Genomic DNA, 20,400 nt, shown 5'->3' on the forward strand with positions numbered 1-20,400 from the left:
AGGGGTAATATCATGACCTCCTTTGTCCATTTGCATGTTCATACGGAGTACAGTCTGCTGGATGGAGCAGCACGTATCGATGCGCTAGTGAAGCGAGCCAGCGAATTGGGCATGCATGCACTGGCGATGACAGAACATGCCAATCTGTACGGGGCGATCCCGTTTTATAAAGCTTGTCTGGAGGCAGGCATCCAACCGATTATCGGGATGGAAATATACGTAATAGAGGGAAATCTTCAAGATCGCGTGCGAAATGCACCGCCGCCTAGTCATCTGATCGTTCTCGCTGAAAACGAAACGGGCTACCGGAATCTCCTGAAGCTGGCGACAATCGCGAATACAGACGGCAACTACATCCTTCCGCGTCTCAACAAAGAAGTGTTGGCAAAGCATACAGACGGCCTCATAGCTCTAAGCGGCTGTCAGCAAGGGGAAGTACCCAAGCTGTTACTGGCTGGAGAAGCGGACGCTGCGAAGGAAGCAGCCCGCAAGTATCAGCGAATGTTTGGAGAGCAGCATTTTTACTTGGAGCTGGCTGATCACGGACTGGAAGCGGAGCGCAGGCTGAATGCTCGTCTCGTGAAACTGAGCCAGGAGACGGGGATTCCGCTAATTGCGACGAACAACGTTCACTACATCCACAGGGAGGATCACCAGCAGCATGATATCTTGTTGGCGATCAAGGAAGGCAAGACGGTTGGCGAAGAAAACCGTTTTCGCTATGAGACGGATCAATACTATCTGAAAAGTGCCGAGGAAATGGCGGCGCTCTTTGCTTTTGCACCCCAGGCGTTAGCGAATACGATAGCAGTTGCTGACAGGTGCAAGCTGAACCTTACCTTTGGCGTGCATATTTTGCCGGAATTTCCTTTGGCAGAGGGACAAGATTCGACGCAGTATTTGCGTGAACTGTGTGAAAAGGGCTGCCGGGAGCGATACGGCGAGATTACGCCAGAGGCACAAGCGCGTCTGGATCACGAGCTGGCGATTATTACAGGGACGGGCTTCACCGATTACTTCCTGATCGTATGGGATTTCATGCGGTACGCTCACGAGAACGGGATACCGACTGGACCTGGACGCGGGTCTGCGGCAGGTAGCCTGGTGGCGTACGTATTGAAAATCACGAATGTCGATCCACTTCGCTTTCACTTGCTCTTTGAACGCTTCCTCAACCCGGAGCGGGTGACGATGCCTGATATTGATATCGATTTTTCCGTAGAGCGTCGTGACGAAGTCATTCACTATGTAGCGAGCAAATACGGTCATGATCGCGTCGCCCAGATCATTACCTTTGGTACGATGGCGGCTCGTGCAGCTGTGCGCGATGTTGGACGGGCGCTAGGCTTGTCTTTGGGCATCGTGGATCGCGTTGCCAAAATGATTCCGCAATCGCCAGGCATGACGATTGAACGAGCGATGCAGATCAACCCGGATATCGGCAAGCTGTGCGCAGAAAACAAACAGGCAGCACAACTGATCGAAACGGCAAGGGGCGTAGAAGGTTTACCGCGTCACGCCTCTACGCATGCGGCGGGTGTCGTCATTTCGCGTGAACCGCTGACGAATTACGTTCCATTACAGACGGGCAACGAAGGCTTGGCCCTTACTCAGTATCCGATGGAGATTCTCGAAGAAGTCGGTTTGTTGAAGATGGACTTCCTCGGCTTGCGCAATTTGACAATCATTCAGGAGACGTTGCGTCATTTGCAGGAGCAGGGAATATCACTTGATCTGGATAAGCTGCCGACAGACGACGAGAAAACGTTTCGCATGCTCTCCCGTGGGGAGACAACCGGCATTTTCCAATTGGAATCTTCGGGGATGCGCAATGTGCTGCGAGATTTGAAGCCGAGCAGCCTTGATGACATCATTGCGGTTCTGGCATTGTATCGCCCGGGGCCGATGGAGATCATCCCGCAGTATATCGCCGCCAAACACGGGCAGAGCAAAGTGCAGTACGCTCATCCGGTACTCGAGCCGATTTTGCGGGAGACCCACGGTTTTATGATTTATCAGGAGCAAATCATGCAGATTTCCTCGACACTGGCAGGCTTCAGCCTTGGTGAGGCAGATATTTTGCGCCGAGCGGTCGGGAAAAAGAAACGGGAGCTATTGGCGGAGCAGCGGGAGAAGTTCGTGGCCGGTTGTGTCCGGCAAGGGTACGGAGAAGAGCTGGGCAATCAAGTCTACGATTTGATTGTGCGCTTTGCCGATTATGGCTTCAACAAAGCCCACTCGGTTGCTTATGCGGTCATCGCCTACCAAATGGCTTATTTGAAAGCAACGTATCCGCTTGCGTTCATGGCAGCGCTATTATCCTTGTCCATTGGAAGTCAAACGAGGATTGCTGAATACACGGAGGAAGCGCGGCGACTGCAGCTTACCGTACTCGGACCTGACGTGAATAAGAGCTTGGCCTACTTTACAGTGGAGCAGGATGCGATTCGCTTTGGTTTGGCCGCAGTGAAAAACGTCGGCTACGGTGCCATTGAATCGATCGTGAAAGAGCGCAAAGGCAGACCGTATCGCGATGTCTTTGATTTTTGTGCGCGCGTGGATGCGCGGTTAGTCAATCGCAGAGTAGTAGAGTCGCTCACTTTATGCGGCGCGTTGGACTCGTTGCCAGGCCATCGCAGTCAGCTTTTGCTATTGCTGGATGAAGCGGTAGGGAAGGCAAACAGCAAGAGAATTGAGCGAGACGCCAACCAGCTCAATCTATTTGCGGGAGAAGAAGATACGACACCTTTGCGCGAGCCAGCAGAATATCCCGAGGTACCGCCGCTCTCACATACACAGCAATTAAAAGAGGAGCGGGATTTGATCGGGGTATACATCTCCGGTCATCCACTTGATCAGTTTGCTCATGTCGCGAGCCGCCCGGAAGTATCGGTTATCTCTTCGTTGGGGGATGTGCCACGCGACAAGACGGTAAAAGTCTTTGGAATGATTACGGAAGCCAGACGCATCCAAACGAAAAAAGGGGACCCGATGGCATTTATTACGTTAGAGGACAAAACCGCACCAGTAGAGCTGGTCGTTTTCCCGCAGGTGTATGCGAAGTACGGGCCACTGCTCGAGCGCGAACAAATCGTCGTGGCAGAAGCCCGAGTCGATCACCAGGAAGACATGGTCAAGCTCTTGGCTTCCCGTTTCTGGGATGCACAAACGCTGCCGCAGCCGAAGTCTGAGACTGTATTATTTGTCAAAATATCGGCAGAGCAAGAGCACGATTCGACGCTGCAAAAACTTTCACGCTTGTTTGTCGAAAAAAAAGGAACGATTCCCGTTATCCTCTTCTACGAGGGAAAAAGACAGACAATTCGCCTGCCAGAAGCAAATTGGGTAGACGTAGATGAGTCATTTTTGGAGCAAGCGCGAGAAATTGTGGGGCCTGACAGCGTAATTCGGAAAGAAATGCCTATAAATTGGGGAGGATGAGGAATGTCCTCCCTTTTTCGCCGTTTTCGGCAGGTTTACAGGAGAACAGTTTTTTATTATATTGAGAGCATAACTCAATGAGTGGTCAGACCACTTGGAATACCCCAGGCGTTTTTACTGCCTACAAGCAATCATAGAAACTATTATCGTGAAATGGAGTGGGATCTCATGTCCAACCTGAGAGAGGAAGCACTGGAGCTTCACAGAAAACATCAAGGAAAATTGGAGGCAGTGACCAAGGTACCCGTTCGCAATGCTTACGATCTGAGTCTAGCCTATTCTCCTGGGGTTGCTGAACCTTGCAAAGATATTTTCGATGACAAGTCCAAAGTGTACGATTACACGATGAAAGGCAATCTGGTTGCAGTAGTCAGCGACGGTACTGCCGTACTGGGTCTCGGAAACATCGGACCAGAAGCAGCAATGCCGGTTATGGAAGGGAAAGCGGTTTTGTTCAAATCCTTCGCAGGCGTAGATGCATTCCCGATCTGCTTGAATACGACAGATGTAGATAAAATTGTAGAGACAGTAAAACTGCTCGAGCCTACTTTCGGTGGCGTGAACTTGGAAGATATCGCAGCTCCTGCATGCTTCGAAATCGAAGAGCGTCTGAAGCGCGAAACAAACATCCCGATTTTCCACGATGACCAACACGGTACAGCAATCGTTACAGCGGCAGGTCTGATCAATGCGCTGCGCGTGGTGGACAAAAAGCTGGAAGATATCCGCGTAGTAGCGAACGGTGCAGGTGCAGCTGGTATCGCAATCATGAAGCTTTTGATTTCCATGGGCGTGAAAGAAGTCATCATGGTTGATACAAAAGGAATCGTGTACGAAGGCCGTCCATTCGGTATGAACCCGGTGAAGGAACAAATGGCGAAAATTACGAACCGCAGCATGCTGCAAGGTGACCTGGCTGATGCAATGAAGGGCGCTGACGTATTCGTCGGTGTATCCGTAGCTGGCGCTGTTACACAAGACATGGTTCGTTCGATGAACCGCGATCCGATCATTTTCGCTATGGCAAACCCAGTACCAGAAATCATGCCGCAAGAAGCAAAAGAAGCAGGTGCGGCAGTAATCGGTACAGGCCGTTCCGACTTCCCGAACCAAGTAAACAACGTGCTGGCATTCCCGGGAATCTTCCGTGGCGCGTTGGATGTACGTGCAACGGAGATCAACGAAGAAATGAAGCTGGCTGCTGTATATGCAATCGCAGACCTGATCACGCCAGAAGAGCTTACTGCGGATAAAGTAATCCCTTCCGCATTCGATCCACGTGTTGCGCCAAACGTAGCTGCGGCAGTAGCAAAAGCAGCGATGGAAACGGGTGTAGCTCGCATCACAGTTGATCCGGAAGAAGTAAAACAAAAGACAACGAAATTGACAGCTATCTCTTACCAAGAAGCGTAAAATACTCTTTATCGAGGCACCGACGACACCCTCCGCGAAAAACGTAGGTATTTTACAAACGTGGAGGGTGCTCCTCGTTGAAGGTACGAGTAAGGGGGATAATCGTGCTCGACTCTTCTCAAGATCGAAAGGTTTACGAAGGAATTCTCCTGCAACTTCATGAAATCATTCAGGAGCAAAACTTGCGGCCCGGGGACAAGCTGCCGTCTGAGCGAGAGCTGTCCGAACAACTGGGAGCAGGGCGTTCCTCTGTACGCGAGGCTCTTCGGGCTCTCGAGCTGCTCGGACTCATTGAGACGCGTCGCGGAGAAGGCACCTTCCTCAAGCATTACCGGCACAATCGACTGATCGATATTCTTGGCTTTTTTATCCTACGGGATACCAAAACCAAGAAGGACTTGATCGAAATGCGGCGAATGCTAGAGCTGGATGCTGTCCGCCTAGCCTGTAGACGGGCGACGGACAAGCATTTTGATGAAATGGAACGCATCCTGGCCATTGCAGAGGAAAGAGTAGCAAGGGGCGAGGTACCTGCGGAGGAAGATTATCAGTTTCATCGTGTCATATGTCGCTCCAGCCGTAACTCGATTTTGCATCGCATCTGGACGCCTTTGGTTGAGTACAGCAACAGTATTCGCATTGAATCACTGTCGCGCGAAGGCAGAGCAAGTGCAGCACTCGTAGAGCATCGACAGATTATGGAAGCCATTCGCGAAGGCGATGTGAACGTCGCATTAGAGAGAATGAAACAGCATTTGGAGAACAGCAAGCTTTAGTTTTCCCTCAATTTGCGAGGGGCGCTGGCGCTGTGATATGATGATGCAGACCTGTATTGGACGATTGAGGAGGAAGCCAGCATGTGGACGGTCATCTACATCGCTCCTAGCGCTAGAATTGCAGAACGGATACAGCAACGTTTGACAGATGAAGGGTTTTTGGTAAAGGTTCGCGAAGGCAGGGTCTCCAAGCAATACGAGATTCTCGTGCCCGAGAGCGAACTAAACGAAGTCCGGGATGTACTCGGCACGATCCTTCACTGAAGAGAAAGGTGGGTGTACCTGTGCTTAAAGATCTGTTTGGGAAAAAGCGCAAATTCGCTACAGTTCCTTCAGAGACACTAGCACGTGTCCCTGCTTCCACCAACATGAGCAAGGAAGCGGGTACGAAAGAAAAGGAAGTCCCTGAGGGATTGATGAATAAATGCCCACATTGTGGGACGATTCACTACTCGAAGGATTTGGAGAAGAACTTGCGCGTCTGCAAAGGCTGCCAGTTCCACTACTCCATGTCCGCTCCAGAGCGTCTGCAAGCGCTTCTGGATGATGGGGTTCTGACAGAAGAATTTGATGCCAATTTGATAACAGCCAATCCACTCGGTTTTCCTGGCTATTTGGAAAAACTGGAGCAAGACATGGCCAACACCAATTTGAACGAGGCGATCATTACAGGTGAAGGTCTCCTGAGTGGGAACCGCATCGTGATTGGGGTCATGGATTCTCGTTTCCGTATGGCGAGTATGGGATCGGTCGTCGGGGAAAAAATCACGCGCGCAATTGAGCAAGCGATCGAACGGCGTTTGCCTTTCATTTTGTTCAGTGCATCTGGTGGAGCACGCATGCAAGAAGGTGTGTTGAGCCTGATGCAAATGGCGAAAACCAGCGCAGCGTTGTCTCGATTGGATCGCGAACGCTTGCTGTTTGTCTCGGTCATGACAAATCCTACATATGGTGGGGTATCAGCGAGCTTTTCTTCGTTGGGAGATTACAATATTGCAGAACCAGGAGCTATGATCGGTTTTGCTGGGCGTCGAGTCATTGAGCAAACGATCCGTCAGGAGTTGCCAAAAGACTTCCAAACAGCGGAATTCTTGTTAAAAAACGGGCAACTCGATATGGTGGTACACCGTAAGGATATGCGAAATACGCTGTCCAAACTGGTAGAGATGCACACGTCTCGGGAAGGAGTAGAAACATGGCAGGCGAGCTCTCCTTTGAAAAGCCATTAGTAGAATTACAGGATAAGATTAAGGAATTGCGCCGTTTTACTGAGGAAAAGGGAATTGACTTCTCTGACGAAGTACAGCGTCTCGAACAAAAATCAAAAGAGCTTGCTGTGCAAATTTACGGCAATTTGACTCCATGGCAACGCGTACAGCTGGCTCGTCATCCAGAACGGCCAACGACTTTGGACTATATACAACTACTTTTTACTGATTTTATCGAGGTTCATGGAGACCGTTTGTTCGGAGACGACCATTCGATTGTGGGTGGAATTGCCAAGCTGGATGGACGTCCGGTTACGGTTATCGGTCACCAAAAAGGGAAAGACACGAAGGACAACATCAAGCGTAATTTCGGGATGGCTCATCCAGAAGGCTACCGGAAGGCATTGCGCATTATGCAGCAGGCGGATAAATTCGGTCGCCCGATCATCTGCTTTATCAATACATCAGGGGCATATCCTGGAAAAGCGGCAGAAGAGCGCGGTCAGAGCGAAGCGATTGCTCGCAATCTGCGTGAAATGGCGACATTTGGCGTGCCGATTATTTGTATCGTCATCGGGGAAGGCGGAAGCGGCGGAGCCTTGGCGATTAGCGTAGGTAACCGCATCTATATGTTGGAGAATTCCTATTACTCCGTGATTGCACCGGAGAGTGCCGCCGCGATTCTCTGGAGAGATTCCAGCTTGGGTATGCGGGCAGCGGAGACGATGAAAATTACGGCACCTGATTTGTTGGAATTAGGAGTCATTGATGGAATTATTGATGAACCATTCGGAGGAGCCCATCGTGATTTGATCGCGCAGGCAGGCATGGTCAAGGCGGTCATCACGGAACAACTAGAACAGCTAGGGCGTTTAACTCCAGATGAATTGATACAGGACCGTTACGAGAAGTTTAAGCAGATCGGAGAATTCGCTTCCCTGTAAGAAACAGGGGGCGTTTTTTTCTTTTTTCTCCGAGGAAAATCTGCTACAATCGAAGTCGGATGAAAGAGTTATCAGAGCTTTCAAAAAGTATGGCACATATCTTTTGATTGTATAACAGATATGAGGATTTGAGTGATACAGCATGTTTCATACAAAGTATGGTACATACTGTTTCCGTTAAATGACATGCTAAAGACGATACGATTGGAGAGGTGGATTCCATGCGGAAACTTGCAGTTCTCACTAGCGGTGGAGATTCTCCTGGAATGAATGCCGCAGTCCGGGCGGCTGTACGTCGTGCTCATTTTCACGAGGTACAAATGTTTGGGGTTTACCACGGATACGAAGGGCTGATGAGGGGAGATATCACGGAGATGTCTCTAGGCTCTGTTGGGGATATTATCCAACGGGGAGGAACCATTCTCTACTCCGCTCGCAGTGAAGCGTTCAAGACGGAAGCCGGACAGCAAAGAGCGGTGGAGCAATTACGTACTCATGGAATTGAGGGTCTGATTGTCATTGGGGGAGACGGGTCGTTTCGCGGTGCGCAGAAGCTAACCGAAAAAGGCTTCCCGACTATTGGCGTGCCGGGTACGATTGATAATGATATTCCATGCACCGATTTCACGATCGGGTTTGATACGGCATTGAATACCGTTGTGGAAGCAATCGATAAAATCCGCGATACGGCCACTTCGCATGAACGCACGTACATTATTGAAGTAATGGGGCGAGATGCTGGCGACCTGGCATTGTGGGCAGGGCTTGCGGCTGGTGCCGAGTCCATTATGATCCCGGAAGCGTCGCAGGAGATGGACGACATTATTGAGCGACTGCATGCTGGACAACGCCGTGGCAAAAAGCATTCCATCATCATTGTGGCGGAAGGGGTAGGAAGTGCCGCTTCGTACGCCGAAGCTATCACGAAAGAGACAGGCTGGGAGACTCGTGTGACGGTACTCGGTCATATTCAGCGTGGTGGTTCCCCTACTGCGATGGACCGAATGCTGGCGAGCCGAATGGGTGCCGCAGCTGTCGATTTGTTGCTGGAGGGCAAGCAGGACCGAATGGTTGGGATTCAGAACAACCAGATCGTGGATGTTGATTTTCAAGAAGCATTGGCGAAAAAGCATCAATTGGATTTATCTATTTATCAATTGGCGCGCACGCTATCTATATAATACTGACAGTTTTCGGAGTGTCGAGGAGGCTTACATCCTATGTTAAGGAAAGCAAAAATTGTGTGTACCATCGGACCAGCGAGTGAATCGGTTGAAACGCTGAAAAAACTCATCGAAGCAGGAATGAACGTAGCGCGTTTGAATTTCTCGCACGGTTCCCATGAGGAGCATGCGGCGCGAATTGTAAACATTCGTCAGGCATCAAAAGAAACCGGGAAACCCGTTGCAATCCTGTTGGATACAAAAGGTCCTGAAATTCGCACGGGTACGCTTGCAGTAGATGCAGTCGAGCTCGTAGAAGGAAATACGCTAACCCTCACCACTGAGGAAGTAGCGGGTACCGCAGAGCGCGTCTCCATTACGTATCCGGAATTGCCTGGTGATGTAAAAATCGGCGATACGATCTTGATCGACGACGGCTTGATCGGGTTGACTGTACAAGAAGTGAGTGACACCGAAATCATCTGCTTGATCAAAAACGGCGGAACACTGAAAAGCAAAAAAGGCGTCAATGTTCCTGGTGTCAAAATCAACTTGCCAGGTATCACAGAAAAGGATGCGCAGGATATCGAATTCGGTATTGAACAAGGAGTCGATTTCATTGCGGCTTCCTTCGTCCGAAAAGCTTCGGATATCTTGGAGATTCGCCAAATCCTGGAGCGCCATAACGTGCGTATCGATATTATCGCGAAAATCGAAAACCAGGAAGGCGTCGATAATGTAGACGAAATTTTGGTAGTAACAGATGGAATCATGGTTGCGCGTGGTGATTTGGGCGTAGAGATTCCGGCAGAAGAAGTACCACTTGTTCAGAAGAAGCTGATCAAAAAATGTAACGAACTCGCGAAGCCAGTTATTACGGCGACACAAATGCTTGATTCCATGCAGCGCAACCCACGTCCAACACGTGCGGAAGCGAGTGACGTTGCGAATGCCATTTTCGATGGGACAGACGCAATCATGCTCTCTGGAGAGACGGCTGCCGGTAAATACCCGGTTGAGTCTGTCGAAACCATGGTGCGCATCGCTGTACGTGCAGAGCAAGAGCTGAATTATCGTGAGATCTTGTACGCACAAGCACAGCTCAAACAAGTGACGATTACCGATGCCATCAGCCAAGCTGTATCCAATGCAGCACTGGATCTGGACGCAGCGGCAATCATTACTGCGACGGAAAGCGGACACACAGCTCGCATGGTATCCAAGTTCCGTCCAAAAGCACCAATCGTGGCTGTAACGCCACACGAAGCGATTATTCGCCGTCTTGCACTCGTAAATGGCGTGTATCCGGTGAAGGGAGAAATGGCGAATACCACTGATGAAATGCTGGAGATGTCTGTTCAAGAGGCGCTTGATGCAGGCTTCGTTCGTCATGGCGATCTCGTTGTGATCACAGCAGGCGTGCCTGTGCGTGAGGTTGGGACAACGAATCTGATGAAAATCCACGTCATTGGGGATGTGGTAGCAAAAGGACAAGGAATCGGCCGAAAAGTTGTCACCAACAAGGTAGTGATTGCCAGATCCGCTGAAGAGGCGCTGGCAAAGGTAGAAGAAGGTGCAATCCTGGTTACCATCGGTACCGACTCCGATATGATTGAAGCGTTTGGCAAGGCTGGAGCGGTGATTTGCGAAGAGGGAGGACTTACTTCTCACGCAGCCATTGTAGGCCTGAATCTCGGCATTCCAGTCATCGTAGGTGTGCAGTTTGCTACGGATGTATTGAAGGACGGGCAAATCGTAACGGTGGATTCTGAACGTGGGCATATTTATTCAGGACATGCCCGGATTCTGTAGGTAATACTATTCATCTTTAATGAAGAATGCCTCTGAAGGGTGACCAAGTGTCACCTTTTTTGGCTTGGTGGAAAAAGGATTAGCCGACGAACTGCTTGATAAGTTTTACCAGATAACGGCGATTATTAGGTGATGCAAAGCGAGTGGGAATCTGTTAAAATCGGTCGGTGGCTTTGTGCCAGAACGGATGAAATCCATACGTTCGGGGTTTCCAAATCATGACAGAATGGGTGTTGTAGGGCTCGTTCTCAGGAAAAGGCTGAACGTAAAATGGTCCTTTTGTATGTCCAATGTTCGGGATTTTGTGTCAAGTGTTTTTTTAGGGTGAACACAACATCTAGTATTGTCGAAAATTATTTTGCACAATATATAGGTGAAACTATTGAGTTTTACAGATAAAGATAGTTAAACTAGAGAGGAAAGATTCGAAGGAGGAACGTTATGCTGGCGACCGAAACCGTATCCCGAACTCAATTTTTGCGGGATGAATTCTTAAATCAATATCCTGATTTTCCGAACCATATGAGTCCTCTTGGACAATTTGTTTACTACCGTACTTATTCTCGCTTTGTACCGGAAAAAGGAAGACGGGAAACGTGGAAAGAAACTTGCCGCCGATCGGTGGATTACAATATTAAGCTGGCTTATCAGCATTTGAACAAAATCGGAATGTATGCCGATTCCCGCGCAATGGAAAAAGAGGCAGAAGGATTGTTTGACAACATGTTCAACCTTCGCCAGTTTTTGTCCGGCCGTACCTTGTGGGTTGGCGGTGCAGACAACGGCGTAGCGGATTTGTATCCGTTGGCGAACTTCAACTGCTCCTTCCTGAACATCAAGTCTTGGGATGACTTGGGCGATTTGTTCTACCTTCTCTTGGTAGGAACTGGCGTAGGCTTCAAATGCACGAAGGAAATGGCTGCTGGACTGGGCCCGATTCGCACGAATGTCTCGCTGCTTTCTTCTGAATACAGACCGCTGCCAAAGCATCAACGCCTGGAGCGCTCTGAGCTGAACGTTTTGGATAACGGCTTTGCCAAAATTTATGTGGGAGACAGTAAAGAAGGCTGGGTAGAATCCCTCCGTCTCTACCTGCAAATTTTGACAGATTCCACTTACGAGCACATTCACACCGTGAAAATCTCTTATAACAGCGTGCGTCCGAAAGGCGAGCGACTGAAGCGTTTTGGCGGTACAGCTAGTGGTCATGAGCCGCTTCGCGAAATGTTTGAAGGAATCGATAAAGTGTTGAAAAACCAAATCGACCAGCATTTGGCACCAATCGAGAGTGATGAAAAAGGATACGGTAAAATCCGTCCGATACATATTCTCGACATTGGAAACCTCATCGGAGCAAACGTTGTAGTAGGTGGCGTGCGCCGTACAGCGGAAATTTTCCTGTTTGATCACGATGACTACGAGTGCATGCTGGCGAAATACGGCATCAATGGTTTCTGGACGGAGGATCAGCTGAACCATCACCGTCGTGTAGGCGAGCTGTTGGGAGAGCACAAGCCTGTATGGTTTGACAGCATCCAAAACGTAGGAGACGGACGTTTTGGTCTGGATCACCGCCGTATGTCCAACAACTCCATCGCCTTTACCAAACAACCAACTAAGCCATTCTTGAACCTCGTGTTCACTTTGATGCAATTGGAAGGCGAACCAGGCTTCATCAACCTGGAAGAAGCAAACCGTCGCCGCCCAAATGCAGAGGGCTTGAACCCTTGTGCAGAAATCCTGCTCGATTCTTATGGCGTCTGCAACCTGACGACAGTCAATCTGGTTGAATTCGTGAAGGATCGCGGGGATGGCTCCAAGTATCTGGATCTCGATGGCTTGCTGGAAGCTCAGCGCAAATCTGCTCGTGCCGGTCTGCGCATGACGCTGGTTACGTTGGAGCTGCCGCATTGGGATACCGTTCAACAGCGTGACCGCTTGCTCGGAACTTCTCTTACTGGTGTGAAGGATGCGCTGGCATCCCTTGGCTATACAGAAGAGCAAGAGCTCGAATTGCTGCGCCAGCTGGGCGATGCTGCTCGTGACGAGGCGAACCGTTATGCGTATGAGCTGCGTGTGAACTCTCCACTCTTGGTAACGACTGTGAAGCCGGAAGGTACGCTGTCTCAGGTAGCTGGTGGTGTCTCCAGCGGTCTGCACTGGTCCCATTCGCCGTACTACATCCGCCGCATTCGCATCAATGCTGAGGATCCATTGGCAAAAGCGGTTCAAACTCTCGGCTGGACAGTCAACCCAGAGGTAGGAACACCAGGCGAAACGTATGAAGAGCGCATGGCAAATGCACGTACACTCGTCATCGATTTCCCTGTAGCATCAGGCGCAGAAGAAACGAAGAACGAAGTAAGTGCAAAACGCCAATTCGATACGTACTTCCGTTTCCAGAAGGAATATACGGAGCACAACTCTTCGAACACCATTACTGTACGTAAGGAAGAATGGGCAGAAGTAGAAGACATCGTATACGATAACTGGGATAATTTCGTAGGTGTATCCTTCTTGCAATTGGATGGAGGAAACTACCAATTGGCTCCTTACGAAGAGTGCACCAAAGAACAGTACGAGGCATTAAAGCAGTCCATGAAGCCGTTTGATCCTGCGATTTTGCAGCAGTATGAAACTGGCGGCGAGGCTGATCTGTCCACGGCTGAATCTTGCGAAGGCGGAGCTTGCCCGATTCGTTAAGCGATCCGAATAATAAGAGCAGGGGGAGACTGGTAGAAACAGTCTCCCCCTGTTTTTTTATGTGGCTGCGGTGGAGAGAAGAATATTTCCAGTCTAGGCTCCAGGCTCCGTCCCGCTGGGGGCTGGGGCTGTCCGCTCCGAAGGGATTCGCGGGGAAACGCAAAAGTGGTAGCCGCTTCGTCGCGTGGGCACGTTGCGTTTCTGTTACCCGCAAATCCCTTCTCCGCTCGGTAGGACTCCACAAGTCGCTACGTCTGGAAATATTCTTCTCTGGCGTAACAGGATGAGATTCTTCATTCTTTGAAGGATTTAAAAAATCGGATAACACAGAAAGCTCGTAGAGGAAACAGGAGAAATAAGCGAAGATCTTAGGGACGCCGACCGAGGCGCAATGAAAAAAAGGGAAACAAGCTCTTAGCGTCCACCTCTGAGAGACCTCCTGAATGGACGACTTTGGACGCGGGTTTCGCTTTTTTTCATGGAGCCGGGCAGTGAATCCCCCAGCGGGTGGACCTAGAATCTGAGCGTTTTCTCCTGTTTCCTCCCCACCACTACAGTATCTTATATCAATGAGCCTTGAGTAGGGGGACTATGGTACAATCATTTTATAGAGAAAGGAGCGATCTAAAATGACTCCGTTTATTCATTCCCATCGATTGCGTGTCCGCTATGGAGAAACCGATCAGATGGGTGTGGTATACCATACGAATTACTTGAACTGGTTTGAAGTAGGAAGAACAGAACTGATTCGACATGCGGGGATTACCTATCGTGAACTCGAGGAAAAAGGCGTACTTCTGCCTGTCACAGATGCGAACATATCTTACAAACAGCCTGCTCGTTATGACGATGAGGTAGAAATACGGACACGTGTAAAAGAGATCAGTCCTGTCCGTCTCACTTTTGCTTACGAGGTTGTTAGATTGCCTGACCAACAGCTGTTGGTGTCAGGAGAGACAATGCATGTATTTACCAACACAGCTTTGAGGCCGATTCGCTTGTCCAGAGCGGTGCCTGACATCTATGATTGGTTGGACTCCCAGCATAAAGGAGGGGAATAGGCATGTTCCGCTTTTTTGCCATTCTATTTGTCGTAGCGTTTGGTTTAGAGCTTTGGGGGCTTATTACTATTGGTTCGTGGATTGGCGGCTGGAATACAGTCATGCTGGTCATTCTCACAGGGATCTTGGGAGCTTGGCTTGCGAAGCAGCAGGGGATGCAAGTATTCCGCATGGTCCAACACCAGTTGTCGCGTGGGCAAATGCCTACCGATTCGCTCATTGACGGTGTCTTGATCTTGATCGGTGGTATTTTGCTCTTGTTGCCTGGATTCGTCACAGATGTGATTGGACTGGTCTTTCTTATTCCGTACACACGGATGATCATTCGTCATCTGTTGAAGCGCTGGCTGTGGAACCTCATCTCGTCTGGTCGTGTTCAATTGTTTTTCCGCCGCTAATACTAAAATTCCCTATAAAAAAGAACCGCTCCGAGCTGTGTACAAGCTGCTCGCAAGCGGTTCTTTTTACATGAGGTCAGGTTTTCTTCCCTCGGATGTAGCCCCATACATCGACGAAGACGTTGGCTTTTACCAGAGCATTGATCATGACAAGTGAAACAGGTCCAATGATCAAGCCCAGGAATCCGAACAGCTGGAGGCCAACAAACAGCGCGACCAATGTGAGGAGAGGGTCGAGACCGACGTTTTCCGCAACGACTTTTGGCTCGATAATTTGACGGAAAATCAAGACGACCCCGTACAAAATGGACAAGCCGATGACCATCGTGTAATTGCCTTTGAAAAACATGTAGATGATCCAAGGAACAAAGACGGTCCCTGTCCCAAGATAAGGCAAGAGATCGACCAAGCCCGTGATCAAGCCAATCGTAATCGCGTACTCGACACGCATGACCAACAGGCCAATGATGACGATGGCAGCGGTTAAGGAGATGAGAGTCAACTGCGCCTTGACGAACCCGAACAAGGCATTGCGCAAATCGATGAAAATTTGATCGAGACGGCTGTTTACTCCTGTTGGCAAAAGACGGCGACCCCGCGCTTCCCAAAGGGCAAAATCTTTGGAGATAAAGAAGGCACCCATGATGGAAATAACGGAAACTGTTGCCATATTCGGGAGTGAGACAAGCAGGTTTTTCAATCCATCCAGGAATTTGACGATCAAGTCCTGCCCAACATTTGTGATGGTCGAGATCGCACTACCTACCGTACTGGTAAGTTTATCCTTATAACTTGGATCGAGTTGCTCGTAAAACCACTGAAGCTGATTGTAAATGCCCATCAAGAAGTCCTGAGAAATCGTATTTTGCAAATAATGGGCCAGTTCCTGTGCAACGACTGGCAAACGCTTGGCCAGCTCTCCGATTTCCACGACTGTTTCCGTGATGATCAGTGTGAGCACTCCGCCAGCGAGCAACATCAAAACCAAGAGCGCGATAATGACGGAAAGCCAGCGGGGAATCCTGAACTTTCTGGTCATAAACGTAACGGGCTTGTTGATGATGAGCGCAATGACTAAAGCGATTATAAATGGGTACAGTAAAGGTGTTGCATGTTGGAATACCCAAATCCCTACATAGACAAGCAGGCAAACCCATAACAATCGAATGATTTGAAAGAGGCGCTCTACCCAGTTTTCCTGATTCAAACGGTTTCTCCTTTCCGCCGCGAAGGTGCGAACAAAATACTGATGTTTCTATTATGCAGCATGCCTGATAGGTGGAGCAAGAATCGCGAAAAAACAAAACTCCGTTTCACCCTTCGAAACATTTTTTCGCCAACCTTATTCACAAAATCGCAATAATCTTTTATAATTGGGTCGTCTTAGTGGATTCTTTTCTCTCGCCTCTCCCCTTGCACGAGCGACATTTGCATGTACGACCTTGTGAGGATTTGCGTGGATACATTCCCTGTCAAGAGTGGTGGATGAAAGAAACCGCTGCTTACAATTTCATAGATAGGATGTTCAAAAAGTCGTCTATTTTGAACTTGATCAGGCCGTTTATCAGTCATGGCGGACAAGCGAAGACTAGATAAGCACTACTACTTGAGTGGAAAAGGAGAGGGAGTTCTATGACAACTACTCGTGGACTTGAAGGCGTTGTTGCCGCTCAATCATCCATCTGTTCGATCGTCGATGGGGTTCTTTGCTATGGCGGGATCAACATCGATGAGCTGGCAGAACATGCAACTTTTGAAGAGGTTGTATATTTGCTCTGGCATGGAGCGTTACCGAAGCGTGATCAGCTGGACGCTTTGAAAAAACAATTGGGTGAAAATGCAGCAGTGGCCCAAGAAGTGCTGGAAAGCATTCGCCACTATCCAAAAGGCGTACACCCAATGGCGGCGTTGCGCACAGCTGTCTCTTCGTTAGCGCTCTACGACACAGAAGCGCAAGATATGTCTCCTGAAGCCAACTATCGGAAATCTATCCGCCTGATGGCACAAACTCCTACCTTGATCGCTGCTTACGAGCGTATGCGTAAAGGTTTGGAGCCAGTAGCTCCACGTGCAGATTTCACGATTGCACAAAACTTCCTCTACATGCTGACAGGCCAGGAGCCAACAGAAACAGCAGTAAAAGCGTTTGACGTTGCTCTGATCCTGCATGCTGACCATGAGTTCAATGCATCTACATTCTCTGCTCGCGTAACTGTTGCGACTCTGACTGACATTTATTCCGGTATCGTGTCTGCAATTGGTACACTCAAAGGCCCTCTGCATGGTGGCGCTAATGAAGCAGTAGCGAAGATGCTGAACGAAATCGGCGGCATGGCTAACGTAGAATCCTACATCCGCACCAAGCTGGATAACAAGGAAAAAATCATGGGCTTCGGACACCGTGTATACAAAGATGGTGACCCACGTGCGAAATGGCTGAAAGAAATGTCCAAAGCACTGACCGCGCAAATCGGTCGCCCTGAGCTGTTTGAGATGTCTGTGAAGATCGATGAAATGATTTCCGGTGAAAAAGGACTGAAGCCAAACGTTGACTTCTACTCCGCATCTGTGTACATTTCTCTCGGCCTCGAAACGGACCTGTTCACACCGATTTTTGCTATCAGCCGTATGTCCGGTTGGACAGCACACATCATGGAACAGTATGAAAATAATCGCCTGATCCGTCCTCGCGCGGATTACACCGGTCCGGTCAACCAACACTACGTTCCAATTGACCGCCGCTAAGAACTCGCTATTTTCGAGCGTGGAGGGTAGGGGGTCAGCCAAGCTGATCGCTCCTGAGCGCAAGCTTGAGAACTACCACAAGTGAGTGGTAGTTCTCCTACGTCTGGAAATATTCATAATCACCAAATATATATAACACTGGAGGGATTTTTTGTGTTTAAAAACCTGACGCAACCAACTGCAGGCGAAAAAATTACTGTGGATAACGGTAAATTGGTAGTTCCAAACAATCCGATCATTCCTTTCATCGAGGGTGACGGTACTGGCCCTGACATTTGGAAAGCTTCCGTTCGTGTTCTGGATGCTGCTGTAGAAAAAGCATACAAAGGCGAGAAGAAAATCGCTTGGTTCGAAGTATTCGCAGGTGAAAAATCCTTTAACCAATACAGCGAGTGGCTGCCAGAAGATACGCTGACTGCTGTTCGTGAATACCTGATTGCAATCAAAGGTCCTCTGACTACACCAGTAGGCGGCGGTATCCGTTCGATCAACGTAGCACTGCGTCAAGAGCTGGATCTGTATGCTTGCGTACGTCCTGTTCAATACTTCGATGGTGTTCCATCCCCAGTGAAACATCCTGAATTGACAGACATGGTAATCTTCCGCGAGAACACTGAAGACATCTACGCTGGTGTAGAGTGGGCTGAAGGTACTCCAGAAGTGAAAAAAGTAATCGACTTCCTGCAAAACGAAATGGGCGTGAAGAAAATCCGCTTCCCAGAAACTTCTGGTATCGGTATCAAGCCTGTTTCCAAAGATGGTACAGAGCGTCTGGTTCGTGCAGCGATCGACTATGCAATTGACAACAAGCGCAAATCCGTTACCCTCGTACACAAAGGTAACATCATGAAGTTCACGGAAGGTGCGTTCAAAAGCTGGGGTTATGCACTGGCTGAAGCAGAATACGGCGACAAAGTGTTCACTTGGGCACAATACGATCGTATCAAAGCTGAAGGCGGCGACGCTGACAAAGCACAAAAAGAAGCAGAAGCAGCTGGCAAAATCATCGTGAAAGATGTTATCGCTGACGCGTTCCTGCAACAAATCCTGACTCGTCCAGCTGAGTACGATGTAGTAGCAACACTCAACCTGAACGGTGACTATGTATCCGACGCTTTGGCTGCACAAGTAGGCGGTATCGGTATCGCTCCAGGTGCAAACATCAACTACCTGACTGGTCATGCGATCTTCGAAGCAACTCATGGTACAGCTCCGAAATACGCTGGTCTGGACAAAGTAAACCCATCCTCCGTAATCCTGTCCGGAGAAATGATGCTGCGTCACCTGGGTTGGAACGAAGCAGCTGATCTGATCATCAACTCCATGGAAAAAACCATCTCCGCGAAAACAGTAACATACGATTTCGCTCGTCTGATGGAAGGCGCACAAGAACTGAAATGCTCCGAGTTTGCTGACGCTCTGATTCAAAACATGTAAGATAGATTTGGGCACAAATTTTTACACTTACATTTTTGGAGGGGAATAGTTCATGGCATTCAACCGTAAAAAAATCGCTGTTATCGGTAGTGGCTTCACTGGTGCAACAACTGCATTCATTTTGGGGCAAAAAGAACTGGGCGACATCGTATTGGTTGACATTCCGCAACTGGAGAACCCAACAAAAGGTAAAGCTCTCGACATGATGGAATCCTCGCCAGTATTTGGCTTTGATGCAAACATCACAGGTACTGCGAACTATGAAGACATCAAAGATGCTGATCTCGTCATCATCACAGCTGGTATTGCCCGCAAGCCTGGCATGTCCCGCGATGATCTGGTTAACACCAATGCTGGCATTATGAAATCTGTTGCAGAGCAAGTAAAAACATATGCACCAAACTCTATCGTGCTCGTACTGTCCAACCCAGTTGACGCGATGACGTACACCTTCTTCAAAACGTCCGGCTTTCCAAAAGAGCGCGTAATCGGTCAATCCGGCGTTCTGGATACTGCTCGCTTCCGTGCCTTCGTGGCGATGGAGCTGAACGTATCTGTAGAAGACGTAACGGGCTTCGTTCTGGGTGGTCACGGAGATGACATGGTTCCATTGGTTCGCTACTCGTATGCTGGTGGTATCCCATTGGAAAAATTAATCCCGCAAGACCGTCTGGATGCGATCGTAGAGCGTACCCGCAAGGGCGGGGGCGAGATTGTAAACCTTCTGGGGAACGGTTCCGCTTACTATGCACCTGCGGCTTCCTTGGTACAAATGGCTGAAGCCATCATCAAGGACAAAAAACGCATTCTGCCATCCATCGCTCTTCTGCAAGGAGAGTACGGCTACAACGATCTCTACCTGGGTGTACCGACTCTGCTCGGCGCAAACGGGATCGAAAAAGTGATCGAATTGGATCTGACTGCCGAAGAGAAAGCAGCTCTTGATAAATCTGCTGACTCTGTACGCAGTGTAATGGCTGTTTTGAAATAAGATTAATACATGTAAGACGCCTTTCTTTGGGAAGGCGTCTTTTGCTATTAAAGTTGCTGTGGTGGTGGAAGAAGCGAATTTCCAGTCTACGCTTCGGCCTACGCCCCGCAAGGGGTATGACTGTTCGCTCCGGAATAAATGGCGGGAGCGCTTCAAACGTAGAAGTTTCGAGGGAGGATTTCATAAGTTATTATGAACGAGGACAGCCCCTATTCGTAACTTCGTAGGTTACTCTGGCTACACTAAGGGCAAGTACGCCAATAGACAGAGCGCTACAATACGAAAGGAGCTGCTACTTATGAAGGATT

15 protein-coding genes are annotated in these 20,400 nt (G+C 49.2%); 14 read left to right on the plus strand and 1 reads right to left on the minus strand.

The window, feature by feature from the left end; all coding sequences use genetic code 11:
• Positions 1-12 precede the first annotated feature (12 nt).
• From M3630_RS25940 to M3630_RS25990, 11 genes are all read left to right on the plus strand, one after another.
• Positions 13-3,441 (plus strand): DNA polymerase III subunit alpha, encoded by a 3,429-nt coding sequence (locus tag M3630_RS25940; protein WP_251254000.1) that lies wholly within the window; start codon positions 13-15, stop codon positions 3,439-3,441.
• Between the two features lie 168 nt (positions 3,442-3,609).
• Positions 3,610-4,854, plus strand: a complete 1,245-nt coding sequence (ystJ, locus tag M3630_RS25945; protein WP_017250746.1) for an NADP-dependent malic enzyme — start codon at positions 3,610-3,612, stop codon at positions 4,852-4,854.
• Positions 4,855-4,958: 104 nt separating this feature from the next.
• A complete protein-coding gene (locus M3630_RS25950) occupies positions 4,959-5,630 on the plus strand; it encodes a FadR/GntR family transcriptional regulator (protein WP_047070614.1) in 672 nt (223 codons plus the stop codon).
• 81 nt (positions 5,631-5,711) lie between these two features.
• Positions 5,712-5,894, plus strand: a complete 183-nt coding sequence (locus tag M3630_RS25955) for a glutamate decarboxylase (RefSeq protein ID WP_173608876.1) — start codon at positions 5,712-5,714, stop codon at positions 5,892-5,894.
• A gap of 20 nt (positions 5,895-5,914) precedes the next feature.
• The gene (gene accD, locus M3630_RS25960) at positions 5,915-6,859 is read left to right on the plus strand and encodes an acetyl-CoA carboxylase, carboxyltransferase subunit beta (RefSeq protein ID WP_251254001.1); all 945 of its coding nucleotides are present in this window, start codon (positions 5,915-5,917) and stop codon (positions 6,857-6,859) included.
• A complete protein-coding gene (gene accA, locus M3630_RS25965; protein ID WP_173608874.1) occupies positions 6,826-7,782 on the plus strand; it encodes an acetyl-CoA carboxylase carboxyl transferase subunit alpha in 957 nt (318 codons plus the stop codon). The genes accD and accA overlap by 34 nt, the downstream gene beginning before the upstream one ends.
• A gap of 221 nt (positions 7,783-8,003) precedes the next feature.
• Entirely contained in the window at positions 8,004-8,963 is a 960-nt protein-coding gene (gene pfkA, locus M3630_RS25970; RefSeq protein WP_173608873.1) for a 6-phosphofructokinase, read from the plus strand.
• Positions 8,964-9,002: 39 nt separating this feature from the next.
• The gene (gene pyk, locus M3630_RS25975) at positions 9,003-10,757 is read left to right on the plus strand and encodes a pyruvate kinase (protein WP_251254002.1); all 1,755 of its coding nucleotides are present in this window, start codon (positions 9,003-9,005) and stop codon (positions 10,755-10,757) included.
• A 441-nt stretch (positions 10,758-11,198) separates the two neighbouring features.
• The gene (gene nrdJ / locus M3630_RS25980; protein ID WP_251254003.1) at positions 11,199-13,460 is read left to right on the plus strand and encodes a ribonucleoside-triphosphate reductase, adenosylcobalamin-dependent; all 2,262 of its coding nucleotides are present in this window, start codon (positions 11,199-11,201) and stop codon (positions 13,458-13,460) included.
• Positions 13,461-14,089: 629 nt separating this feature from the next.
• A complete protein-coding gene (locus tag M3630_RS25985; protein ID WP_251254004.1) occupies positions 14,090-14,521 on the plus strand; it encodes an acyl-CoA thioesterase in 432 nt (143 codons plus the stop codon).
• Positions 14,522-14,523: 2 nt separating this feature from the next.
• Positions 14,524-14,919 (plus strand): FxsA family protein, encoded by a 396-nt coding sequence (locus tag M3630_RS25990; RefSeq protein ID WP_173608869.1) that lies wholly within the window; start codon positions 14,524-14,526, stop codon positions 14,917-14,919.
• Positions 14,920-14,995: 76 nt separating this feature from the next.
• Here the strand turns inward: M3630_RS25990 and ytvI are convergent, their stop codons facing one another.
• Positions 14,996-16,126, minus strand: coding sequence for a sporulation integral membrane protein YtvI (gene ytvI / locus M3630_RS25995; protein ID WP_221867561.1), 1,131 nt, complete (start codon positions 16,124-16,126; stop codon positions 14,996-14,998).
• A 425-nt stretch (positions 16,127-16,551) separates the two neighbouring features.
• On the opposite strand from ytvI, the gene citZ reads away from it, so the two are divergent.
• From citZ to mdh, 3 genes are all read left to right on the plus strand, one after another.
• Positions 16,552-17,664: a citrate synthase gene (gene citZ, locus M3630_RS26000; RefSeq protein ID WP_048031704.1), complete on the plus strand. Its 1,113-nt coding sequence runs from the start codon at positions 16,552-16,554 to the stop codon at positions 17,662-17,664.
• 153 nt (positions 17,665-17,817) lie between these two features.
• On the plus strand, positions 17,818-19,101 hold the full coding sequence (gene icd, locus M3630_RS26005) for an NADP-dependent isocitrate dehydrogenase (RefSeq protein WP_173608867.1): 1,284 nt from the start codon (positions 17,818-17,820) through the stop codon (positions 19,099-19,101).
• A 52-nt stretch (positions 19,102-19,153) separates the two neighbouring features.
• A complete protein-coding gene (gene mdh / locus M3630_RS26010; RefSeq protein WP_251254005.1) occupies positions 19,154-20,092 on the plus strand; it encodes a malate dehydrogenase in 939 nt (312 codons plus the stop codon).
• Positions 20,093-20,400 lie beyond the last annotated feature (308 nt).

This window comes from Brevibacillus sp. MER 51 (assembly GCF_023714195.1).
GTDB lineage: Bacteria > Bacillota > Bacilli > Brevibacillales > Brevibacillaceae > Brevibacillus.

What these genes read in the sequence shown, in the direction of transcription:
- M3630_RS25940 (WP_251254000.1), top strand. Translation starts at nt 13, where the DNA reads ATGACCTCCTTTGTCCATTTGCATGTTCATACGGAGTACAGTCTGCTG.
- ystJ (WP_017250746.1), top strand. Translation starts at nt 3,610, where the DNA reads ATGTCCAACCTGAGAGAGGAAGCACTGGAGCTTCACAGAAAACATCAA.
- M3630_RS25955 (WP_173608876.1), top strand. Translation starts at nt 5,712, where the DNA reads ATGTGGACGGTCATCTACATCGCTCCTAGCGCTAGAATTGCAGAACGG.
- accA (WP_173608874.1), top strand. Translation starts at nt 6,826, where the DNA reads ATGGCAGGCGAGCTCTCCTTTGAAAAGCCATTAGTAGAATTACAGGAT.
- pfkA (WP_173608873.1), top strand. Translation starts at nt 8,004, where the DNA reads ATGCGGAAACTTGCAGTTCTCACTAGCGGTGGAGATTCTCCTGGAATG.
- pyk (WP_251254002.1), top strand. Translation starts at nt 9,003, where the DNA reads ATGTTAAGGAAAGCAAAAATTGTGTGTACCATCGGACCAGCGAGTGAA.
- nrdJ (WP_251254003.1), top strand. Translation starts at nt 11,199, where the DNA reads ATGCTGGCGACCGAAACCGTATCCCGAACTCAATTTTTGCGGGATGAA.
- M3630_RS25985 (WP_251254004.1), top strand. Translation starts at nt 14,090, where the DNA reads ATGACTCCGTTTATTCATTCCCATCGATTGCGTGTCCGCTATGGAGAA.
- M3630_RS25990 (WP_173608869.1), top strand. Translation starts at nt 14,524, where the DNA reads ATGTTCCGCTTTTTTGCCATTCTATTTGTCGTAGCGTTTGGTTTAGAG.
- citZ (WP_048031704.1), top strand. Translation starts at nt 16,552, where the DNA reads ATGACAACTACTCGTGGACTTGAAGGCGTTGTTGCCGCTCAATCATCC.
- mdh (WP_251254005.1), top strand. Translation starts at nt 19,154, where the DNA reads ATGGCATTCAACCGTAAAAAAATCGCTGTTATCGGTAGTGGCTTCACT.